The 20,216-nt window shown below is 49.5% G+C and carries 21 protein-coding genes, 8 tRNA genes, 2 rRNA genes and 2 other annotated features; all 31 genes read left to right on the forward strand.

Annotation, left to right across the window (positions count from 1 at the left end; translation table 11 throughout):
• Nucleotides 1-100 (forward strand): 23S ribosomal RNA (locus tag OYT88_RS18320); the annotation flags it as partial.
• Nucleotides 101-170: 70 nt separating this feature from the next.
• Nucleotides 171-287 (forward strand): 5S ribosomal RNA (gene rrf, locus OYT88_RS18325).
• Between the two features lie 101 nt (nt 288-388).
• A tRNA-Val gene (locus tag OYT88_RS18330) sits at nt 389-461 on the forward strand.
• A gap of 7 nt (nt 462-468) precedes the next feature.
• Nucleotides 469-541: transfer RNA gene (locus tag OYT88_RS18335), tRNA-Thr, on the forward strand.
• 10 nt (nt 542-551) lie between these two features.
• Nucleotides 552-626, forward strand: a tRNA-Lys gene (locus tag OYT88_RS18340).
• Nucleotides 627-646: 20 nt separating this feature from the next.
• Nucleotides 647-721: transfer RNA gene (locus OYT88_RS18345), tRNA-Gly, on the forward strand.
• Nucleotides 722-741: 20 nt separating this feature from the next.
• Nucleotides 742-830 (forward strand) — tRNA-Leu (locus OYT88_RS18350).
• A gap of 13 nt (nt 831-843) precedes the next feature.
• A tRNA-Arg gene (locus OYT88_RS18355) sits at nt 844-920 on the forward strand.
• 3 nt (nt 921-923) lie between these two features.
• Nucleotides 924-997, forward strand: a tRNA-Pro gene (locus OYT88_RS18360).
• Between the two features lie 23 nt (nt 998-1,020).
• A tRNA-Ala gene (locus OYT88_RS18365) sits at nt 1,021-1,093 on the forward strand.
• Between the two features lie 603 nt (nt 1,094-1,696).
• The gene (locus tag OYT88_RS18370; RefSeq protein ID WP_274401815.1) at nt 1,697-2,155 is read left to right on the forward strand and encodes a CtsR family transcriptional regulator; all 459 of its coding nucleotides are present in this window, start codon (nt 1,697-1,699) and stop codon (nt 2,153-2,155) included.
• A gap of 676 nt (nt 2,156-2,831) precedes the next feature.
• Entirely contained in the window at nt 2,832-5,279 is a 2,448-nt protein-coding gene (gene clpC / locus OYT88_RS18375; protein ID WP_274401816.1) for an ATP-dependent protease ATP-binding subunit ClpC, read from the forward strand.
• A 131-nt stretch (nt 5,280-5,410) separates the two neighbouring features.
• The gene (gene radA, locus OYT88_RS18380; protein WP_274401818.1) at nt 5,411-6,820 is read left to right on the forward strand and encodes a DNA repair protein RadA; all 1,410 of its coding nucleotides are present in this window, start codon (nt 5,411-5,413) and stop codon (nt 6,818-6,820) included.
• 128 nt (nt 6,821-6,948) lie between these two features.
• On the forward strand, nt 6,949-8,055 hold the full coding sequence (locus tag OYT88_RS18385; RefSeq protein ID WP_274401819.1) for a PIN/TRAM domain-containing protein: 1,107 nt from the start codon (nt 6,949-6,951) through the stop codon (nt 8,053-8,055).
• 47 nt (nt 8,056-8,102) lie between these two features.
• The gene (gene ispD, locus OYT88_RS18390; protein ID WP_274401821.1) at nt 8,103-8,816 is read left to right on the forward strand and encodes a 2-C-methyl-D-erythritol 4-phosphate cytidylyltransferase; all 714 of its coding nucleotides are present in this window, start codon (nt 8,103-8,105) and stop codon (nt 8,814-8,816) included.
• Nucleotides 8,794-9,276 carry a 2-C-methyl-D-erythritol 2,4-cyclodiphosphate synthase gene (gene ispF, locus OYT88_RS18395; protein WP_274401822.1) on the forward strand — a complete coding sequence of 161 codons (483 nt, stop codon included), beginning with the start codon at nt 8,794-8,796 and terminating at the stop codon, nt 9,274-9,276. The genes ispD and ispF overlap by 23 nt, the downstream gene beginning before the upstream one ends.
• A gap of 57 nt (nt 9,277-9,333) precedes the next feature.
• Entirely contained in the window at nt 9,334-10,815 is a 1,482-nt protein-coding gene (gltX, locus tag OYT88_RS18400; RefSeq protein WP_274401823.1) for a glutamate--tRNA ligase, read from the forward strand.
• Nucleotides 10,816-10,883: 68 nt separating this feature from the next.
• Nucleotides 10,884-11,100, forward strand: a binding site (T-box leader).
• A gap of 64 nt (nt 11,101-11,164) precedes the next feature.
• Nucleotides 11,165-11,830 carry a serine O-acetyltransferase EpsC gene (gene epsC, locus OYT88_RS18405; protein WP_443029728.1) on the forward strand — a complete coding sequence of 222 codons (666 nt, stop codon included), beginning with the start codon at nt 11,165-11,167 and terminating at the stop codon, nt 11,828-11,830.
• On the forward strand, nt 11,827-13,224 hold the full coding sequence (cysS, locus tag OYT88_RS18410) for a cysteine--tRNA ligase (RefSeq protein WP_274401825.1): 1,398 nt from the start codon (nt 11,827-11,829) through the stop codon (nt 13,222-13,224). Before epsC ends, cysS begins: the two co-directional genes overlap by 4 nt.
• Nucleotides 13,225-13,226: 2 nt before the next feature.
• Nucleotides 13,227-13,640: a Mini-ribonuclease 3 gene (locus OYT88_RS18415; RefSeq protein WP_443029726.1), complete on the forward strand. Its 414-nt coding sequence runs from the start codon at nt 13,227-13,229 to the stop codon at nt 13,638-13,640.
• Nucleotides 13,637-14,374, forward strand: coding sequence for a 23S rRNA (guanosine(2251)-2'-O)-methyltransferase RlmB (rlmB, locus tag OYT88_RS18420; protein ID WP_274401827.1), 738 nt, complete (start codon nt 13,637-13,639; stop codon nt 14,372-14,374). The genes OYT88_RS18415 and rlmB overlap by 4 nt, the downstream gene beginning before the upstream one ends.
• A gap of 5 nt (nt 14,375-14,379) precedes the next feature.
• A complete protein-coding gene (locus tag OYT88_RS18425) occupies nt 14,380-14,892 on the forward strand; it encodes an NYN domain-containing protein (protein WP_274401829.1) in 513 nt (170 codons plus the stop codon).
• A gap of 74 nt (nt 14,893-14,966) precedes the next feature.
• The gene (gene sigH, locus OYT88_RS18430) at nt 14,967-15,617 is read left to right on the forward strand and encodes an RNA polymerase sporulation sigma factor SigH (protein WP_274401831.1); all 651 of its coding nucleotides are present in this window, start codon (nt 14,967-14,969) and stop codon (nt 15,615-15,617) included.
• A gap of 217 nt (nt 15,618-15,834) precedes the next feature.
• A complete protein-coding gene (rpmG, locus tag OYT88_RS18435; protein WP_274401832.1) occupies nt 15,835-15,984 on the forward strand; it encodes a 50S ribosomal protein L33 in 150 nt (49 codons plus the stop codon).
• Nucleotides 15,985-16,010: 26 nt separating this feature from the next.
• Nucleotides 16,011-16,208: a preprotein translocase subunit SecE gene (gene secE / locus OYT88_RS18440; RefSeq protein WP_274401834.1), complete on the forward strand. Its 198-nt coding sequence runs from the start codon at nt 16,011-16,013 to the stop codon at nt 16,206-16,208.
• Nucleotides 16,209-16,259: 51 nt separating this feature from the next.
• Nucleotides 16,260-16,796 (forward strand): transcription termination/antitermination protein NusG, encoded by a 537-nt coding sequence (gene nusG / locus OYT88_RS18445; RefSeq protein ID WP_274401835.1) that lies wholly within the window; start codon nt 16,260-16,262, stop codon nt 16,794-16,796.
• Nucleotides 16,797-16,988: 192 nt separating this feature from the next.
• On the forward strand, nt 16,989-17,414 hold the full coding sequence (rplK, locus tag OYT88_RS18450) for a 50S ribosomal protein L11 (RefSeq protein ID WP_188804676.1): 426 nt from the start codon (nt 16,989-16,991) through the stop codon (nt 17,412-17,414).
• 97 nt (nt 17,415-17,511) lie between these two features.
• Entirely contained in the window at nt 17,512-18,204 is a 693-nt protein-coding gene (rplA, locus tag OYT88_RS18455) for a 50S ribosomal protein L1 (protein WP_274401838.1), read from the forward strand.
• A 72-nt stretch (nt 18,205-18,276) separates the two neighbouring features.
• Nucleotides 18,277-18,424: a sequence feature (ribosomal protein L10 leader region), on the forward strand.
• Nucleotides 18,425-18,490: 66 nt separating this feature from the next.
• Nucleotides 18,491-18,988 (forward strand): 50S ribosomal protein L10, encoded by a 498-nt coding sequence (gene rplJ / locus OYT88_RS18460; RefSeq protein ID WP_274401839.1) that lies wholly within the window; start codon nt 18,491-18,493, stop codon nt 18,986-18,988.
• 75 nt (nt 18,989-19,063) lie between these two features.
• Nucleotides 19,064-19,429 (forward strand): 50S ribosomal protein L7/L12, encoded by a 366-nt coding sequence (gene rplL, locus OYT88_RS18465; RefSeq protein WP_274401840.1) that lies wholly within the window; start codon nt 19,064-19,066, stop codon nt 19,427-19,429.
• Between the two features lie 142 nt (nt 19,430-19,571).
• Complete coding sequence (locus tag OYT88_RS18470) at nt 19,572-20,168, forward strand: class I SAM-dependent methyltransferase (RefSeq protein ID WP_274401841.1); 597 nt, start codon at nt 19,572-19,574, stop codon at nt 20,166-20,168.
• Nucleotides 20,169-20,216: the final 48 nt, after the last annotated feature.

Consider the following 20,216-nt stretch of genomic DNA (forward strand, 5'->3'; position numbering starts at 1 on the left):
TCAGTAAGGCCCCTCAGAGACGATGAGGTGGATAGGTCTGGAGTGGAAGCGCGGCGACGCGTGGAGCGGACAGATACTAATCGGCCGAGGGCTTAACCCGAAACGAATGAATCGAAGACAAGCAGCTGACGCATCCGGTTTTGAAGGAGCTGCCCGGGGAACCGGGCACGTCTGGCGGTCAGAGCGAAGAGGATCCACCCGTTCCCATCCCGAACACGGTCGTTAAGCTCTTCGGCGCCGATGGTAGTGGGGGGCTGTCCCCCCGTGAGAGTAGGTCGCTGCCAGGCAATATGGANGTTCCCATCCCGAACACGGTCGTTAAGCTCTTCGGCGCCGATGGTAGTGGGGGGCTGTCCCCCCGTGAGAGTAGGTCGCTGCCAGGCAATATGGAGGATTAGCTCAGCTGGGAGAGCGTCTGCCTTACAAGCAGAGGGTCATAGGTTCGAGCCCTATATCCTCCATTTTAGTGCCGGTCTAGCTCAATTGGTAGAGCAACTGAATCGTAATCAGTAGGTTGGGGGTTCAAGTCCTCTGACCGGCATTTTATTTATGAGCCACTAGCTCAGGGGTAGAGCATCTGACTTTTAATCAGAGGGTCGAAGGTTCAAATCCTTCGTGGCTCACCATTTATCAATTGTATTACTATGCGGAAGTAGTTCAGTGGTAGAACATCACCTTGCCATGGTGGGGGTCGCGGGTTCGAATCCCGTCTTCCGCTCCATTTGTTTTAATTTGTGTTGTGCCGGGGTGGCGAAATTGGCAGACGCACAGGACTTAAAATCCTGCGGTAGGTGACTACCGTGCCGGTTCGAGTCCGGCTCTCGGCACCATTCTTTCTGTTTTGCGCCCTTAGCTCAATTGGATAGAGCGTCTGACTACGGATCAGAAGGTTGGGGATTCGAGTTCTCTAGGGCGCACCATATCGGGAAGTGGCTCAGCTTGGTAGAGCACCACGTTCGGGACGTGGGGGTCGCAGGTTCAAATCCTGTCTTCCCGATCTTTTTTTGTCTTTTTTTAGATGGGGCCTTAGCTCAGCTGGGAGAGCGCCTGCTTTGCACGCAGGAGGTCAGGGGTTCGATCCCCCTAGGCTCCACTTAAGCAAGAATTCCTGACAGACGAATCGATGGCTGAGTTCAGGAAAGAGAAGGTATCTCATGAGTCTATTCAGGCTTTGAGATGCCTTTTTCATTTTGCCTGATATTTTGGAGGAAGAATGTTTCCTCGCTTGAAAAGGGCTGAGCGATTTGAGGAGCGCCCGGGTTAAAGTCATTTTCTGATCGCTTGGTAAAAAATCGATGGGGGAATTTTTTTAGCTGTTCGTCATTTGGGCATCGCCGATGGGTTTAATATTAATGATCACGGTCGCTCATCATGAACGCCCGGGAATGGACAATGCTGTCCGGCAAATTAACAGAATAAAATAAATGCGAATAATCTGAATATAACAGCCGGGTTTTGTTCATGTTTGTTCCGTCATCAGTAGAGCAGTCTTTTTCGTTGGCATGAATCCGGGTCAGCAGTCTGAGTACCCGGCGCGGGAACGGTTTTTTCTGATCGGCGGATTAGAAGCACGCAGAGTGGAGCGGCCCGGCGGAGTGGGGGGAGTCCGTCAGAAGGAAGGTTGATTATTTGGTAAATATCATTCATAATTGAATTATAGTCAAAGTTAGTCAAAGTCAGGGAGGAGATGCCTCCGATGAGGAACATATCTGATATCATTGAAAAATATATAAAAGAAATCCTGGATTCAAGCGATATCATTAAATTGAAAAGAAGCGAACTGGCGGAAAAATTTCAATGCGTTCCCTCACAGATAAATTATGTACTGAAGACACGTTTCTCTATTGAAAGAGGTTACGTGGTTGAAAGCAAACGCGGAGGAGGGGGATACATTCAGGTTATTAAGGTACGGCCGGTTACGGATGCGGATTTGATTGACGAAATGATTGGTCTGATCGGTTACAGGTTGACAGAAAATATGGGTGAATCGATAATTCTTCATTTGCTTGAAGAACAGGTCATCAATGAACGCGAGGCAAGGCTGATGATGAGCGCCATCGATCAGACGATTCCTGACCTGGGTGTCCCTTTAAGAGACGAAGTGCGTGCGAATATTTTAAAGGCCATGCTTCAGTCACTGACGTATAAACGCTGAAGGGCAGCCGGCCGTTGCTTAAAAAGCCGCAGAGGCTGTCGAAGGGCAATCGAAAATGCTTGCTTTTTTCCGTCGATCCGCCGGAGTTGCTGGGCTGGTTTAGTAAAATCGTACGGACTGGAAATAATAAATTCTCTGCCGCTTTTTAATATGGAATAAAATGTTTGACACGACGAATGAAACGTAATGAATCGTTCCGTACAATGCCGGAGTGCTGACGAAGATACCGACCGCTTTTTTGTTTTTCCGGTTCACCGCAAGAAAGAGGAATTTATGAGTGATGCGGCGAAATAGTAATAAGCGGCGAACCCATCCATCCAAATAAAATGGATCGCGGGATAACAGTGTGTCAAGAACTGGAAGGGTGCTTCAACAGTCTGTCGTGATCGGGAGGAGCGTCTTCGATGAGCGGCCATTCCCGTAAAAATTTATTAAATAAGCGGATGTTAAGCGAAAAAAGTTGAAGATTTATAAGAGGTTCTCTACAATAGACAAAACGGGAGCAATGAGCAATGATTGCTTCCTGGGCGGTACGACCCGGCCTGTAGCCACTATCAAAAAATATTCAATTGAATATTTTACAGGTATGAGAGAATTTTGAAAGAAACGGCGGGTCATTATTATCGTTGCTAAATGAGTCGGTGAACGGAGAGTACGATTAAAGGAGGCCACCATTATGATGTTTGGACGATTTACGGAACGCGCTCAAAAGGTGCTTGCGCTTTCTCAGGAAGAGGCCATGCGGCTGGGGCACAACAATATCGGTACTGAGCACATACTGCTCGGTCTTGTCCGTGAAGGTGACGGAATTGCTGCTAAAGCTCTTATGGCTTTGAATCTTAGTCCCGAGAAGATCCAGAAAGAAGTAGAAGCTTTGATCGGCCGCGGGAACGAAATAGTTCAGACACCTCACTATACACCGAGAGCGAAACGGGTTATCGAGTTGTCAATGGATGAGGCGAGAAAAATCGGCCATTCCTATGTAGGAACGGAACATATCCTGCTGGGGCTCATTCGTGAAGGCGAAGGAGTGGCTGCCCGGGTGCTGAACAATCTCGGCGTCAGTCTGAATAAGGCCAGACAGCAGGTGCTGCAGCTGCTCGGAAGCCACGAGGCGACGTCCGGTGGGGCACAGGGGCGGGCTGCGGCACATGCCAGTACGCCGACGCTTGACAGCCTGGCACGCGATCTGACGGCGATGGCCAGCGAAGGCAGTCTCGATCCTGTCATCGGCCGCAGCAAGGAAATTGAACGTGTCATTGAGGTGCTGAGCCGCCGGACGAAAAACAATCCGGTCCTGATCGGCGAGCCGGGCGTTGGGAAAACGGCCGTTGCGGAAGGCCTGGCACAGGAAATTGTCAACAATGAAGTGCCGGAAATTCTCCGCGACAAACGCGTGATGACGCTGGATATGGGCACAGTCGTAGCCGGGACAAAATATCGGGGCGAATTTGAGGACCGTTTGAAAAAAGTGATGGACGAAATTCGTCAGGCAGGAAATATTATTCTATTTATCGACGAGCTGCATACGCTGATCGGTGCAGGCGGCGCTGAGGGTGCCATTGATGCGTCGAACATATTAAAGCCGTCGCTGTCGCGCGGAGAATTGCAGTGTATCGGAGCGACGACGCTTGACGAGTACCGTAAGTATATTGAAAAAGATGCCGCGCTGGAAAGGCGCTTTCAGCCGATTAAAGTCAAGGAGCCGACCAAAGATCAGTCGGTTCAAATATTGAAGGGATTGCGCGACCGCTATGAGGCGCACCACAGGGTCAAGATCACCGATGAAGCGATTGTTGCGGCCGTCCGGCTTTCCGATCGCTATATTTCCGACCGGTATCTTCCTGATAAAGCGATCGATTTGATGGATGAGGCTTCGTCAAAAGTCCGTCTCCGCTCTTATACGGCTCCGCCGAATCTTAAAGAACTGGAACAGCGGCTTGAAGCGGTCAGAAAAGAAAAAGATGCTGCGGTACAGAGCCAGGAGTTTGAGAAGGCTGCCTCATTGCGCGACAGTGAACAGAAGCTGAAGGAGCAGGTGGAGGTCAGCGAAAAGGAATGGAAAGAGAAGCAGGGCAAAGAGAATACCCAGGTTCTGCCTGACGACGTGGCTCTCGTCGTAGCCAATTGGACCGGCATTCCGGTTGTCCGGCTTGAGCAAAAAGAAAGCGAACGGCTGCTTCACATGGAAAACATCCTTCACAAGCGTGTCGTCGGACAGGATGAAGCCATTAAGGCGATTTCTCACGCGATCAGGAGAGCACGGGCCGGTCTGAAGGATCCGAAGCGGCCGATCGGTTCATTCATTTTTCTCGGACCGACAGGGGTCGGCAAAACCGAGCTGGCGCGGGCGGTTGCCGAAACGCTGTTCGGCGATGAAGAGGCCATTATCCGTATCGATATGTCGGAATACATGGAAAAACATACGACATCCAGACTTGTCGGCTCTCCGCCGGGATATGTCGGCCATGAAGAGGGCGGACAGCTGACGGAAAAAGTTCGCCAGAAGCCTTATTCGGTTATTCTGTTCGATGAAATTGAAAAAGCGCATCCCGATGTCTTCAATATTCTGCTTCAGGTGCTGGATGACGGACGTCTTACAGATTCCAAGGGACGGACGGTTGATTTCCGCAACACGGCAATTATTATGACATCCAATGTGGGTGCGAGTGAACTGAAACGAAATAAGTATGTCGGTTTTGCGGTCGGCGGGGAAAACCATGAGTACAAGGAAATGAAAGATAAGGTCACAGGCGCGCTGAAACGTGCTTTCAGACCGGAGTTTCTCAACCGAATCGATGAGATCATCGTTTTCCATGAACTGACGAAACCTCAGTTGTTGGAGATAGTCTCTATGCTGGCGGAACATCTGAGAAACCGTCTGTCGAGCCAGGGGATTGTCATCGAGCTGACCGATGCGGCAAAAACACAGATTGTCGAGGAAGGCTATGATCCGGAGTATGGGGCAAGGCCTCTGCGCCGCGCGCTTCAGCGGCGCGTCGAAGACAAATTGTCCGAAGAGCTGCTGAAGGGCAACATTGCAAAAGGAACAGATGTTGTGATTGATTATAAAGACGGGGTATACGAGGTCATTAAGAAAGAAGAAGCCGTGGCAAAATCCTGAGACACGATTTTTCCGGGATGATCTGCCGCGCGAGAAGAAGCCAAAGTGATCGACAAGCCTTGGCTTCTTTGCGTGTTTTAAAAAAAAATCGGGCTTATTTTACGAGACAGTGCTGAAAGGTGATTCATTAAATGGCAAAAACAAAAACGGTTTTTGTCTGTCAGGAATGCGGCTATGAGAGCCCGAAATGGATGGGGCGCTGCCCGGGCTGCCAGAACTGGAATACGCTGGTTGAGGAGACAGTACGCCCTGTCGAATCGGCGGGACGCGTGCATCAGCGGCGGGACAGCAAGCCCTCCCTGCTGACGGATGTAGAATTGGAAGAAGAACCGAGAATACTGACCGGGATGAAAGAATTTAACCGTGTGATGGGCGGCGGAGTCGTGCCTGCTTCGCTTACCCTTGTCGGCGGAGACCCGGGCATCGGCAAATCGACGCTTCTTCTGCAGGTCTCCGATCAGCTTGCGCGAAATGGGCGGAAGGTTCTCTATATTTCGGGAGAAGAGTCGCTGCGCCAGACGAAGATGAGGGCCCGTCGGCTCGGCATTACTTCGGACTGCCTGTATGTACTGGCGGAAACAGATATTCATCAGATTGAGGCCCATCTTCAGGATGTCCGGCCGGAGATCCTGATCATTGATTCAATCCAGACTATTTATAATTCCGACATGTCTTCGGCTCCCGGAAGCATTTCACAAATTAAAGAATGCACCGGAGAGCTCATGCGTCTTGCGAAAACAAGCGGCATCGCAGTTTTCATTGTCGGCCATGTCACAAAAAACGGCGCGCTGGCCGGACCGAGGACGCTGGAGCACATGGTAGATACCGTTTTATATTTTGAAGGAGAACGCCATCATACATTTCGTATCCTGAGGGCGGTTAAAAACCGCTTCGGTTCAACGAATGAAATGGGTGTTTTCGAAATGAAAGAATCCGGACTGAGCGAAGTCGCCAATCCTTCTGAAATCTTTCTGCAGGAACGGACGAAGGGGGCGGCCGGTTCCGCAATCGTTGCTGCAATGGAAGGCACCCGTCCGGTCCTGGTCGAGGTCCAGGCTCTGGTGACACCGACCAGCTTCGGTTATCCGCGCCGGATGGCAGCCGGTATGGACAGCCACCGGGTTTCGCTGCTGATGGCCGTTCTCGAGAAACGGGTCGGTCTGCTGCTTCAGAATCAGGATGCCTATATTAATGTCGCCGGCGGGATTAAGCTGGATGAACCGGCCATCGATCTGGCGGCAGCGATCAGCATCGCCTCCAGTTTCCGCAACCAGCCGACACAGATTACGGACATTTTTATCGGCGAGGTCGGCCTGACCGGCGAAGTGAGGCGCGTCTCACGCATTGAGCAGAGGGTGAACGAGGCTTATAAGCTGGGCTTTTCAAGAGCCTATATTCCGGAGAAAAATCAGGGCGGGTGGTCTCCCCCGAAAGGAATGCAGCTCGTCGGTGTTGCTTCGCTTAACCAGGCCATCGATCTTGCGCTGGGCGGTTCGGAAGATCTTAAACCCGGATCCGAATTCTTTCCGTCCGATTTATAAATATACGGCGGATAAGTTCTCGGGAAAACGATGAATTTTGAAATGATCATGTTTCAAACGAACATAATGACAGAAGCAAGTTTTGATTTTGTCATTTTGTCTATACTGCTTAGAGGAGGTGATTGGATATGTTGAAACGAATGATTCAGCTATTTTTTATTCTATTGGGCGGTACATTAGGTTTTGTCTATATACCAAAAGTGATTCTTCTGTTGAATTTCGGAAGCGGTATCCCGGATTGGATTGCTTCCCCGTTTACGGGGATGGTCATCGGTGCTGTGATTTTAGCTTTATTAACTTTTTGGTTTGTGGACTCATTGACAGATTTGATAAAAACTTTCGAGGACAGAATAATAAAGGTACCGGCGATCGATGTTGTGTTCGGTACGATCGGTCTTGTCTTCGGCCTTGTGATTGCTTTCCTGATACAGTTTCCCCTGGAGAGCCTGAACATTCCGGGAATCAGCACGGTGCTTCCGATCTTTGTGTATGTTTTCTTAGGTTATTTCTTTTTCCAGGTCGGCTTTAAGAAGCGTGATGAACTGCTGAACCTTTTTCATTTGCCGAACCGATCGAAGGAACGAAAGAAAGATGCCCGCCCGGAATTGCAAAAGCTGAACGGAATCAGTCCTTACAAAATTTTTGATACGAGCGTGATCATCGACGGAAGAATTGCGGATATTTGCCAGACAGGATTTTTGGAAGGAACGATGGTTATTCCGCATTTTGTACTCGAGGAGCTGCAGCATATAGCGGACTCTTCGGACGTCCTGAAACGGAATCGCGGCCGGCGGGGACTGGATATTCTCAATAAAATTCAAAAAGACCATTTGATTGACGTTGATCTTTATGAGGGCGACTATGACGACATCACGGAAGTGGACAGCAAACTTGTCCGGCTTGCCAAAGAGGTAAGCGGCGTGGTCGTGACCAACGATTTTAATTTAAATAAAGTCTGCGAGTTTCAAGGGGTTCACGTGCTGAACATCAACGACCTGGCCAACGCGGTCAAGCCGGTTGTTCTCCCCGGGGAAGAACTCCGTGTACAGGTTATTAAAGACGGGAAAGAGCAGAATCAGGGTGTCGGGTATCTTGACGACGGTACAATGATTGTGGTAGAAGAAGGACATAGGTATATTGGCAAAACCATTGAAGTGATCATAACCAGTGTGCTGCAGACATCGGCAGGGAGAATGATTTTTGCCAAACCCAAATTGCTTGAAAAGGCGCTTTGATTTTGCATAAAGCGAAAGCAGGGCGGCTGTATCCGGGGGCTTAGCAGATGAATTATCGAGTGGTGATCGTTGCGGCAGGGCAGGGCACGCGTATGGGAGCGGAGATGAATAAGGTCCTGCTTACTTTGCGCGGAATCCCCGTCATTATATATACACTCCGCGTGTTTGAGAAGGATCCCGACTGTGCGGGGATTGTTCTTGTCATCAGAGAATCCGAGAGAAAAACTTTTCATGAATTGATCCGCAAATATCGCATCAGCAAAGTGACCGAAATGACGGCAGGCGGAAGAGAACGTCAGGAAAGTGTTTATAACGGACTGATTAGACTGGGAGACTATCAGGATCAGATCGTGATGATTCATGACGGCGCCCGTCCGTTTGTTACGAGAAATCAGATTGTGAGGGTCGCCGAAGCGGCAGACCGCTGCGGCGCGGCACTTCTGGCCGTCCGGGTAAAAGACACGATCAAACAGGTGGCCTATCACAAAGTAAGTCAAACATTGGAACGCGAGAGCTTGTGGGCGGCGCAGACCCCGCAGGCTTTTCGCATGTCCGTCATTATGCAGGCGCATCGTGCCGGCAGGGTGAAGCATTTCAGGGCAACGGACGACGCTTCGCTTGTTGAACAGCTCGGCCGGGCAGTGGAAGTGGTTGAAGGCAGTTATCGCAACATCAAGCTGACGACGCCGGAAGACATGATCATTGCGGAAAAGTTCGTTCAGGAAGAGGAGAAAGCAGATGCGAATAGGCCACGGGTTTGATGTCCACCGATTTGCGGAGAATAGAAAACTGATTGTGGGCGGCGTTGTCATTCCCTACGGGTTGGGACTCGCCGGGCACTCCGATGCAGACGTTCTGCTTCATGCGATCAGCGACGCGCTGCTCGGGGCCGTCTGTGAGGGGGACATCGGCGGGCACTTTCCCGATACGGATGAGGCCTACAAAAACGCCGATTCAAAAGTACTTCTGGCAGAAGTGATGTCCGTTGTCCGAAATAAAGGGTACGATGTCGGAAATATTGACAGTGTCGTGATTGCGCAAAAGCCTAAATTTGCTCCATATATTCAGGAGATGCGCCGGACGATTGCCGGCGTTTTGCACACAGATCGGGATCGGGTCAATATTAAGGCGACGACGACCGAAAAAATGGGTTTTACCGGACGAGGGGAAGGCATTGCCGCCGAAGCCGTCTGTCTCCTGGAAAAAATTGAACGAAATTGAGCCGGCAGGCATGATCCGTGTTAGAATAAAAAAGAATAACGGAAAGTGGTGAAAGCAGTGGCCAATGAAGTGAGGGTACGCTATGCACCGAGTCCGACCGGATTCCTGCATATCGGCAATGCGCGTACCGCGATTTTTAACTATCTGTTTGCCCGCCATGCGGGTGGCAAGTTTATCATTCGTATCGAGGATACCGACCAGAAACGAAACGTCGAGGGCGGGGAAGAAAGCCAGCTGAAATATCTGAAGTGGCTGGGGCTTGAATGGGATGAAAGTGTTGATGTGGGCGGTGAATATGGCCCTTATCGGCAGATGGAACGGCTGGATATTTATAAAAAGTACTGGCAGGAACTGCTGGATAAAGGCCTGGCCTATAAATGCTACTGTACGGCAGAGGAGCTTAAGGCTGAACGTGAATCGCAGATGGCCCACGGCCAGACACCGGGGTATTCGGGAAAGTGCCGTCATCTGACGGAGGAGCAGAGAGCGCAGCTTGAAGCGGAAGGCAGAAAACCGACCATCCGTTTTCGGGTGCCGGCCGATCAGAAAATTGATTTCGACGATATTGTAAAGGGACATGTATCATTCAGCACGAACGATGTCAGCGACTTTGTCATTGTTAAACAAAACGGTGTGCCGACTTACAATTTTGCCGTTGTCATCGACGACCATTTAATGAAAATGACTCATGTCCTTCGCGGGGAAGAACACATCTCCAACACACCGAAGCAGATCATGCTTTTTCAGTCATTCGGCTGGGAGGCGCCCGTATACGGACATATGACGTTGATTGTCAATGAACATCATAAAAAGTTAAGCAAACGGGACAACAGCATCGTTCAGTTCATTGAACAGTATAAAAACATGGGCTTTCTGCCTGAAGCGCTGTTTAATTTTATCACGCTGCTGGGCTGGTCGCCGAAGGGCGAAGAAGAGATCTTTTCACGGGAAGAATTTATCAAGCTGTTCGATGCCGACCGGCTGAGCAAGTCTCCCGCAATGTTTGACAAGTCTAAGCTCGAATGGATGAACGGACAGTATATTAATAAAATTTCGGCAGAAGATTATGTGAAGTTCACGGTTCCGTATCTGATTGAAGCCGGGCTTCTTCCGCAGCAGATGACTCCTGAACAGAAGGAATGGGCAAAACGTGTGGTCCTCCTTTATCAGGAACAGCTTCATTACGGTGCGGAGATTGTCAAACTGACCGGAATGTTCTTTAATAAAGAAGTAGGGCTGAACAATCTGAGCAAGGATGAGAAAAAAATTCTTGCAGGCGAGCAGGTTAATGAAGTGATTACGGTGTTCAACAGGGAACTGAAAAGCCTGACGGAATGGAAGGCGGAAGAGATTGCCCTGAAGGTCAAGGTTACACAGAAAGAGACCAAGCAGCGCGGCTGGAAGTTGTACATGCCGATACGCGTAATTGCGACCGGCTCGGCTCACGGTCCGGAATTGCCGGAGGCGCTGGAACTGCTCGGCAGGGACATCGTCATTGAACGAATGGAAAGCTACTTGAGCATGCAGGAAAAAGTCTGAAAGTTTTCCGCGCAGTCTGCAGGGAATGGCAAGAATTTGCCGTTCCGCATAATGTGGAAATGAAAATAGAAAACGCGTTGAAGAGATTAAAGTAAGGATTTTCCTTCTTGGACAGAGAGAACGGTCTCCGGCTGAAAACCGTTCAGACAGGAAAATCACTGAATTGCCTCTCTGAGTTTTCCGCTGAACGGATGAGTAGGCGGAAACGGCGGCCGCCGTTATTGGTTTAAGTGGAGAGTACAGCTCTCAAACAAAGTGGAACCGCGCTATGAAGGCGTCTTTGTGTCGGATGATACAAAGGCGCCTTATTTTTTGAAGGAAATAATCATGAATCGGAGGTGAATCCGTGGTGTGGAATATCATTGCAGAAGATTTGAATAACGTGTTCGATCAGGATCCTGCGGCGAGAAACAAATGGGAAGTGATCTGGACCTATTCCGGGTTGCATGCCATATGGGCGCATCGGGTTGCGCACTGGCTGTGGAAGAAAAAACTTTTCTTTTTTGCCCGCGCGCTTTCGCAATTAACCCGTTTTCTGACAGGCATAGAGATTCATCCGGGAGCCAGGATCGGCCGGCGCTTTTTCATGGACCATGGTATGGGGATTGTGATCGGCGAGACCTGCGAGATCGGCGACGATGTGACCCTTTTTCAGGGGGTGACCCTCGGCGGAACAGGCAAAGAAAAGGGGAAAAGGCATCCGACGGTCGGCAATGACGTGCTGATCTCTGCGGGAGCCAGGGTGCTCGGATCGATCACGATCGGCGACCATTCCAAAATTGGTGCGGGTTCGGTCGTGCTGCACAATGTCCCGGCGGGTTCGACAGTAGTAGGCATCCCCGGCCGCGTCGTCAGGCAGAACGGCAGAAAAGTACACCATCATGATCTCGATCATGCGGATCTGCCCGATCCTGTTGCCGACAAAATCAATCAGCTGGAAAGGGAAGTAAGGCTGCTGCACCGGGAAATTGAGGAATTAAAAGAACTTGATAAGAGGGAGACTGAGGTAGAATGACGCTCATGGTCTATAACACGTTGACGAGAAAAAAAGAGGCATTTGTTCCCATAGAAGAAGGTAAGGTCAAGATGTACGTCTGCGGACCTACCGTTTACAATTATATTCATATCGGCAACGCGCGTCCGGCCATCGTTTTCGATACGGTTCGCCGTTATTTTGAATATCGCGGCTATGATGTAAACTATGTATCCAACTTTACAGATGTCGATGACCGGCTGATTCATGCGTCTAAGGAACGGCATCAGCCGGTACCGGAAATTGCCGATCGGTTTATTAAGGCTTTTCTCGCCGATGTGGGCGCCCTGAATGTAAAGAAAGCGACAATCAATCCGCGGGCGACGGAAACCATGCCCGAAATCATTGCGTTTATCGGCCGGCTGGTCGATATGGGTTTTGCCTATCCCGTTAATGGGGATGTTTATTACAGAACAAGAAAATTTAAAGATTACGGCAAACTCTCGCATCAGTCCGTCGACGATTTGAAATCGGGCGCCAGGATTGAAATCGGCGAAAATAAAGAGGACCCGCTTGACTTTGCCCTGTGGAAGGCGGCCAAGCCGGGTGAAATTAAATGGTCGAGTCCGTGGGGGGACGGCCGCCCGGGCTGGCACATTGAATGCTCGGCAATGGTTGATAAATATCTGGGGGAAACGATTGATATTCATGCGGGCGGAACCGACCTTATTTTCCCGCATCATGAAAACGAAATCGCTCAATCGGAAGCGCTGCATCACTGCGCAATGGCCCATTACTGGCTGCATAACGGTCATATCCAGATTAATAACGAAAAAATGTCGAAATCGATCGGCAATGTGATTCTGGTTCACGATCTGATCAAAAAGTACGATCCGCTTGTCGTACGATTCTTTATTTTGACCGTTCAGTACCGCCACCCGATTAACTTCAGCGACGAATTGCTGAATGACGCGGTGCAGGCATTCGGACGGTTGCAGACCGTGTATTATAATCTCGATCATCGTTTGAAGGATTTTAGCGGGAAGGCGGACGCGGATGAGAGAATGGAGCATTATCGGGACCGATTCATCGAAGCGATGGACGACGACTTTAACACGGCCAATGCCATTTCCGTCCTGTTCGATCTTGCCAAGGATGCCAATATTGCTCTGCAGCGTACGGATACAGACATGGGGCTGCTGTTTTCATACCGGCGCGTGCTCTTTGAACTTTCGAACGTACTCGGCCTGAAGCTTGAAGGTGAGACCGAAAGCATGCTGGACAGCGACGTGGAAGCAATGATTGAAAGACGGGAGACGGCGCGGCAGCAGAGACAATTTGCCTTAGCCGATGACATAAGAAATCAGCTGAAAAACGCCGGTGTCGTCCTGGAGGACACACCGCAGGGCGTGCGCTGGAAAAGAGGGCAGGAATGAACATGGCCGAAAAACAGGCTCCGGATCAGATGAGCAGTCTGGCACTGGCCTATATGGGCGATGCGATCATCGAAGTCTATGTGCGCAGAGCCGTAATTAGCAGCGGTGCAGCCAAGCCGCATCTGCTGCATACTCTTGCGGTGGATTATGTATCGGCAAAGGCGCAGTCGCGGTTCCTCCATGAACTTGCCGAAGAAGGCTTTCTGACCGAAGATGAGCTGAATATTGTCAGGCACGGCCGGAACGCCAAATCGCATTCCGTTCCAAGAAATACGGATGTACAGACATATAACTTCAGTACGGGATTTGAGGCGCTTATCGGTTATCTTTATTTGACCGGCGGCAAAGACAGGATTGAAGAAATCATGAAAAAGATGTTTGCCAATCATCCGGTCGGAAGGGGAAAGGATTCGTGAACGATGAATGGATTGTCGGACGCCATCCCGTGTCGGAGGCCATCAGATCCGGAAGAGAAATCAATAAAGTGTGGCTGAATAAAGAGGGACGGGGATTTTCCGGCCTGCTTGAACTGATCAAGGAAAACGGAATCGCCGTGCAGTTTGTTCCAAAGCAAAAGCTTGATCAGCTGTCCCCGTCCGCCCAGCATCAGGGTGTCGTGGCTTCGGTCGCCGCTTATCGCTATTCAGGGTTGTCGGATTTGTTTAACCTTGCGAAAAAGCGCGGGGAACCTCCCTTTTTTCTGATGCTGGATAATATTGAGGATCCGCACAACCTCGGTTCGATATTGAGGACGGCAGATGCTTCCGGCTGTCACGGCGTCATCATTCCGAAGCGCCGCTCGGTCGGGTTGACTTCGGTCGTGGCCAAGGCCTCGACGGGTGCGATTGAGTATGTTCCGGTGGTACGCGTGTCCAACCTGGCCAATACAATGGACGCCATGAAAAAACAGGGGGTCTGGTTTGCCGGAACGGCCGCGGACGGCAGCGAGGATTACCGCAGGGCAGATTATGCTCTGCCGCTTTGCCTGGTGATTGGTAATGAGGGCAGCGGCCTATCACAGCTGGTACGAAAAAAGTGCGATTTTCTGATCCGTATACCGATGAAAGGAAAAGTCACGTCTCTGAATGCTTCGGTCGCGGCCGGCCTGCTCATGTATGAGGTGTTCAGACAGCGCGACCGGCAACGGTGAGCACAATGAACGAGATTCTGATTGTCGACGGCTATAATGTGATCGGTGCATGGAACGAACTGAAGGAATTGCGGGAGAGGGATTTCGAAAGCGCGAGGGATCTGCTGATCAATAAAATGGCAGAATATCAGGCAGTTACAGGCTGTCGCGTGATCATTATCTTTGATGCCTATCTGATCCCCGGCCAGGAGACGAAAACGAAGAAGTCGACGGTCGAAGTGATCTATACCAAAAAAAGCGAAAAGGCGGATCAGAAAATAGAAGGTCTGATCAAAAAGCTGCAGAACGTAAAGACGCGTATACATGTCGCGACCTCGGATATGGCGGAACAATGGGCGGTGTTTTCCCAGGGCGCTCTCCGAAAACCGTCCAGGGAACTGATTGAAGACATCCGAAAAATTGACCGTCAGATCGGAAAGGCGACGATGAATAATGAACGGCTGCCGGGCAAGCGATCGGTCATCCAAATTGATGAAGAGACACGGGCGAAGCTGGAAAAGATGAGAAGAGGTTTTTGAATTTTCTTGACGATTGGAATTTTATTACTGTATAATGTTTTTACTAAAGGCATCATGAGCTCGGAGGGATAAAAATGAGTTACGATCCGGTTAGGGCTGATATGGCAGTGTTTCGTTCACTTGATGATGAAAAAGTACTGAAAGTAGTTCATGATGGCAGCGGAGAAGCCTTGGAGTATCTCATTTTTAAATATAAAAATTTTGTGCGCGCAAAGGCGAAGGCCTATTTCCTCGTGGGTGCCGAACGTGAGGATATTATTCAGGAAGGAATGATCGGTCTTTTTAAGGCGATCCGTGATTACAGAGGGGACAAGCCGGCTTCATTTAAAGCGTTTGCGGAGCTTTGCATCACCCGGCAGATGATTACGGCGGTCAAGACAGCGACGCGGCAGAAACACATCCCCTTGAATTCTTATGTTTCGCTTGATAAACCGATCTACGATGAGGAATCGGATCGTACGCTGCTCGATGTCGTCTGTGAAACTCAGTCAAGCGATCCGGAAGAATTGCTGATCAGCCGGGAGGAGTACGACAATATAGAGGAAAAACTCTCACGGATCTTAAGCGATCTGGAACGCAAAGTATTGAGCCAGTATCTTGACGGGCGTTCCTATCAGGAAATATCCGCCGATTTGAAACGCCATGTGAAATCGATTGATAATGCGCTTCAACGGGTGAAGAGAAAACTGGAGCACTGCATGCAAATAAGGGGGCTGAGCTTATAATATCCCCGGCGTCAGAGTATGCGGCTTTGTATGTTTCGTTGACAGAGGCCAGGCTATACGCTATACTCGAGACGGTATAGATTCGTTGATCAGAAAGGCTGTTAGATGCCTTTCTTTTTAATGTAAAGCAAATGCGTAAATAAATAGAGAGAGAGAATAATCGAAAAGGGCGGGAAACCTGCCCGGCCTTATTTAGCAGCGGAATCAGGTGTGTGTCTTGAGAAAAAAGATCGTTCTTGCCTGCTCGGTCTGCAATTCAAGAAACTATACAATGACGAAAAAAGCGGACAATGACAGGGATCGGGCTGAACTGAATAAGTATTGCAAGACCTGCAAAGCGTACACATTGCACCGGGAAACGAAGTAGACTTTTAGACGGAGGTATTGCAGAGGATGTCAGGCATCAACAAAGGGATCGGGAAATTTTTTCGCAGCATCATCACCGAAACGAGGAAAATAAGCTGGCCGACACGCAATGAACTTTTGAAATATACAGTCACTGTTGTTATTACCGTCGTTTTTTTAGCTATTTTCTTCGTTCTTGTAGATTTAGGCATTTCGCAATTGATGCACCTGATCACAAATCGATGACTGTTCGCCGTATCGTTGTTTGACGGACCAATAATTTGGAGGAAGAAAGTTATGGAAAAGAACTGGTATGTCATTCACACATACTCGGGCTACGAAAACAAAGTCAAGACAAACCTGGAAAAAAGAGTTGAATCGATGGGCATGGCCGATAAAATATTCCGGATTCTTGTCCCTGTGGAAGAAGAAACGGAAATAAAAAACGGGCAGAAAAAAACGGCCATGAGAAAGGTCTTCCCCGGTTATGTGCTGACGGAGATGATCATGACGGATGATTCGTGGTATGTGGTCCGCAATACTCCGGGTGTAACGGGCTTTGTCGGTTCAACGGGTGCGGGCTCTAAGCCGATCCCTCTCCTCCCGGAAGAAGTAGATGCGATTCTGAAGCAGATGGGTCTTAAAGAACATGTCGCAGATGTAAGCTTCGAACTTAAGGAACAAGTGAAGGTTAAGGAAGGACCATTTGCAGATTTTATCGGCAGTGTCGAAAGCATTGACCGCGAAAAAAGCAAGCTGAAGGTCCATGTCAATATGTTCGGACGGGAAACGCCGGTTGAACTGGACTTCGATCAAGTGAAAAAAATCGACTGACGACCGCCGGGAGACTGGATATTTTCTCCGATCTTGCATTTTAGCGCCGACAAATGTATAATCTTGATGTTTGTATGATTTAAAACGATCTCACCATCGCAGGATAGAAAGATTGAAAAGTGTCATAGAGGCTTATGAGAAAGTGTGGGAGGGAATGTCCCGTACCACAAATTGTTGCAGGGAGGTGCTCTCATGGCAAAAAAAGTAGTTAAATTAGTAAAACTGCAGATTCCGGCAGGCAAAGCAAATCCGGCTCCGCCGGTGGGTCCGGCACTGGGCCAGGCGGGCGTTAACATTATGGGCTTTTGCAAGGAGTTCAATGCACGTACATCCGACCAGGCGGGTCTGATCATTCCGGTTGAAATTACCGTCTTCGAAGACCGCTCGTTTACGTTTATTACGAAGACGCCGCCTGCGGCCGTTCTTCTGAAAAAAGAAACGGGCATTGAGTCCGGCTCGGGTACGCCGAATACGAAAAAGGTCGCGACCATCAAGCGCGACAAAGTCCGTGCAATCGCCGAACTGAAAATGCCTGATCTGAATGCGGCCGACGTTGAAGCGGCGATGCGGATGGTTGAAGGAACGGCGCGCAGCATGGGCATTGTCGTAGAAGACTGATTGTCCGCGCACAAAGAGGCATAAAGGCCGCTGAAGTGTTTTTTAGATCGGTGGGAGGTCCAATACAAACCGTTATGACCACAAAGGAGGAATTTCAATGGCCAAAAAAGGAAAGAAATATCTTGAAGCCGTAAAAGCAGTTGATCGTTCCAAAGCTTACGATATTGAAGAAGCCGTCGGTCTGGTGAAAAAAATCGCTTCGGCCGGCTTTGATGAATCGGTGGACGTAGCTGTCCGGCTCGGCGTGGACACAAGAAAGAATGATCAGCAGGTCCGCGGCGCGGTTGTGCTGCCGAACGGTACAGGGAAGACGCAGCGCGTGCTCGTCTTTGCCAAGGGCGAAAAAGCCAAAGAAGCGGAAGCGGCAGGAGCGGATTATGTCGGCGAACAGGAATACGTTGAAAAAATCAACGGCGGCTGGTTTGATTTCGATGTCGTTGTTGCGACTCCCGATATGATGGCTCAGGTCGGCCGTCTCGGCCGGGTGCTCGGTCCGAAGGGCTTGATGCCAAACCCGAAAACCGGTACAGTCACTTTTGATGTTGAAAAGGCGGTCAAGGAAATCAAAGCCGGTAAAGTAGAGTACCGTGCCCAAAAAGACGGGAACGTTCATGTTCCGATCGGCAAGGTTTCTTTTGAGGCCGGCAGGCTGGTTGAAAATTTCAATGTCCTGATTGAAACGCTGATTAAGGCGAAACCGGCTGCCGCCAAGGGAACCTACCTGAAGCACATTGCGATCTCGTCAACGATGGGACCCGGTGTCGAGGTTTCGACTGCTTTTGCCAGATAAGCGTGTGAGACGTTCTTGACAAGCTTGACAGCAGGACTGAAACTCAATATAATGACTACTGTTTGTTAAAATTAAATCAAATATTAATTACCGTAGACAGCAGGGGCATTTTCAATGCTTAATTTTTCCCGGCCGAGGTTTGCAAATTCTTGATAACAATTTTGTGTTGGATAGATGCGTACCCTCTTGTCACCCGGCTTGAGGGTTTTTTGATAGGCCTTTCTTTAGCGGAGAAACAAAACTTCTGAATGCGGAAAAAAAGCAACAGGGAGGTGCAACGGGAATAATGAGCAATGAAAAAATACTTGAGGCGAAGAAACAGATTGTTGATGAAATCGCCGGGAAATTAAAAGAAAGTGTTGCGACGATTGTTGTGAATTATCGCGGACTTTCCGTCGCAGAAGTCACGGAACTTCGGAAACAGCTTCGCGAAGCAAACGTCGATTACAAGGTATACAAGAATACCTTCGCACGCAGGGCGGCCGCGCAGGCAGATCTGAGCTCTCTCGACAGCGCGCTTAAGGGGCCGACGGCGATCTCGTTCAGCAAAGATGACGTCATTGCTCCGGCAAAGGTGCTTTACAATTTTTCGAAAGATCACGAAGCACTGGAAATCAAAGCGGGCGTAATTGAAGGCAAAGCGACGTCGCTTGATGAGATCAAAGCACTTGCGGAGCTTCCTTCAAGGGAAGGCCTTCTGTCGATGCTGGCCAATGTCCTTCAGGCGCCGATCCGCAAATTGGCGATCGGGGTCAAGGCAGTTGCCGAACAGAAGGAAGCCTGAACCGTCGGTCTGACCGGTTCCGGAAAATAAGGGTTTACGTAGATAATAAAAAAATTTTGAGGAGGATTATTTTCAATGACTAAAGAAGATATCATCGGCGCGATTAAAGAAATGTCCGTTCTTGAACTGAACGACCTTGTAAAAGCAATTGAAGACGAATTTGGTGTGACTGCTGCCGCCCAGGTTGCTGCGCCGGCCGGCGGTGCAGGTGCTGCGGCAGAAGAAGAAAAAACGGAATTCGACGTTGTTCTGGCCGAAGTCGGTCAACAGAAAATCAAAGTTATCAAAGTTGTCCGTGAAATCACGGGCCTCGGCCTGAAAGATGCAAAAGCACTGGTTGACGGTGCACCTAAGGCTGTCAAAGAAGGCGCTGCTAAAGAAGAAGCCGAAGAAATCAAAGGCAAACTTGAAGAAGTTGGCGCAAAGGTAGAACTGAAATAAGTTCGAAATCAGGCCCGCGCTTGCGCGGGCTTTTTATTTTACTTTAAATATGTGAATGATTAAAAAAGATAGCCGTTTGTACGGAGAGAACATGCCGCTTCGTTCGGGTATCTTTTACTATTCTTTTTAAGGTGAGTTATCTATGGGCGAACACTACTATTCACAGCACCCCCAGGCGGCGAGCCATCGCCGGACCGTGACGGTACAATTGAGAAGTCAGGCGTTTACTTTTGTTACAGATGCCGGGGTGTTTTCAAAAAAAGGCGTCGATTTCGGTTCTGAACTATTAATCGAAGCCTTCAGGGAGCCCGTCATACCCGGAAAAATTCTGGATATGGGCTGCGGCTACGGGCCGATCGGGATTGCGCTTTCAAAATCATTTCCGGAACGCCCGGTAATGATGGCCGATATAAATGAGCGGGCGGCCGAGCTTGCCGAAGAAAATGTCCGGGTCAACCGGGTGCGGGCAAGGGTGTGCCGGAGTCATTTATTTGAGCAGATCGACGGACGATTTGCTGCGATTGTCACGAATCCGCCGATTCGCGCCGGGAAAAAAATAGTTTATCGGATTTTTTCCGAAGGTTATGATTTCCTGGAGAGCAAAGGAGAATTATGGACGGTCATTCAAAAGAAGCAGGGGGCTCCTTCGGCACTTAAGGCACTTCAGTCGATCTTCGGGACAGTTGATGTGGTCGTGAAAAAGAAGGGTTATTTTGTTTTTTGCGCAAAAAAAGATTGACTTTGAAATGTGACTATGATATTATGATTTAATGCTAACATCGGTGTA

This window comes from Sporolactobacillus sp. CQH2019 (genome assembly GCF_028765345.1).
Classification (GTDB): Bacteria; Bacillota; Bacilli; order Bacillales; family Sporolactobacillaceae; genus Sporolactobacillus.

What these genes read in the sequence shown, in the direction of transcription:
- OYT88_RS18370 (WP_274401815.1), top strand. Translation starts at nt 1,697, where the DNA reads ATGAGGAACATATCTGATATCATTGAAAAATATATAAAAGAAATCCTG.
- clpC (WP_274401816.1), top strand. Translation starts at nt 2,832, where the DNA reads ATGATGTTTGGACGATTTACGGAACGCGCTCAAAAGGTGCTTGCGCTT.
- radA (WP_274401818.1), top strand. Translation starts at nt 5,411, where the DNA reads ATGGCAAAAACAAAAACGGTTTTTGTCTGTCAGGAATGCGGCTATGAG.
- OYT88_RS18385 (WP_274401819.1), top strand. Translation starts at nt 6,949, where the DNA reads ATGTTGAAACGAATGATTCAGCTATTTTTTATTCTATTGGGCGGTACA.
- ispD (WP_274401821.1), top strand. Translation starts at nt 8,103, where the DNA reads ATGAATTATCGAGTGGTGATCGTTGCGGCAGGGCAGGGCACGCGTATG.
- ispF (WP_274401822.1), top strand. Translation starts at nt 8,794, where the DNA reads ATGCGAATAGGCCACGGGTTTGATGTCCACCGATTTGCGGAGAATAGA.
- cysS (WP_274401825.1), top strand. Translation starts at nt 11,827, where the DNA reads ATGACGCTCATGGTCTATAACACGTTGACGAGAAAAAAAGAGGCATTT.
- OYT88_RS18415 (WP_443029726.1), top strand. Translation starts at nt 13,227, where the DNA reads ATGGCCGAAAAACAGGCTCCGGATCAGATGAGCAGTCTGGCACTGGCC.
- OYT88_RS18425 (WP_274401829.1), top strand. Translation starts at nt 14,380, where the DNA reads ATGAACGAGATTCTGATTGTCGACGGCTATAATGTGATCGGTGCATGG.
- sigH (WP_274401831.1), top strand. Translation starts at nt 14,967, where the DNA reads ATGAGTTACGATCCGGTTAGGGCTGATATGGCAGTGTTTCGTTCACTT.
- secE (WP_274401834.1), top strand. Translation starts at nt 16,011, where the DNA reads ATGTCAGGCATCAACAAAGGGATCGGGAAATTTTTTCGCAGCATCATC.
- nusG (WP_274401835.1), top strand. Translation starts at nt 16,260, where the DNA reads ATGGAAAAGAACTGGTATGTCATTCACACATACTCGGGCTACGAAAAC.
- rplK (WP_188804676.1), top strand. Translation starts at nt 16,989, where the DNA reads ATGGCAAAAAAAGTAGTTAAATTAGTAAAACTGCAGATTCCGGCAGGC.
- rplA (WP_274401838.1), top strand. Translation starts at nt 17,512, where the DNA reads ATGGCCAAAAAAGGAAAGAAATATCTTGAAGCCGTAAAAGCAGTTGAT.
- rplJ (WP_274401839.1), top strand. Translation starts at nt 18,491, where the DNA reads ATGAGCAATGAAAAAATACTTGAGGCGAAGAAACAGATTGTTGATGAA.
- rplL (WP_274401840.1), top strand. Translation starts at nt 19,064, where the DNA reads ATGACTAAAGAAGATATCATCGGCGCGATTAAAGAAATGTCCGTTCTT.
- OYT88_RS18470 (WP_274401841.1), top strand. Translation starts at nt 19,572, where the DNA reads ATGGGCGAACACTACTATTCACAGCACCCCCAGGCGGCGAGCCATCGC.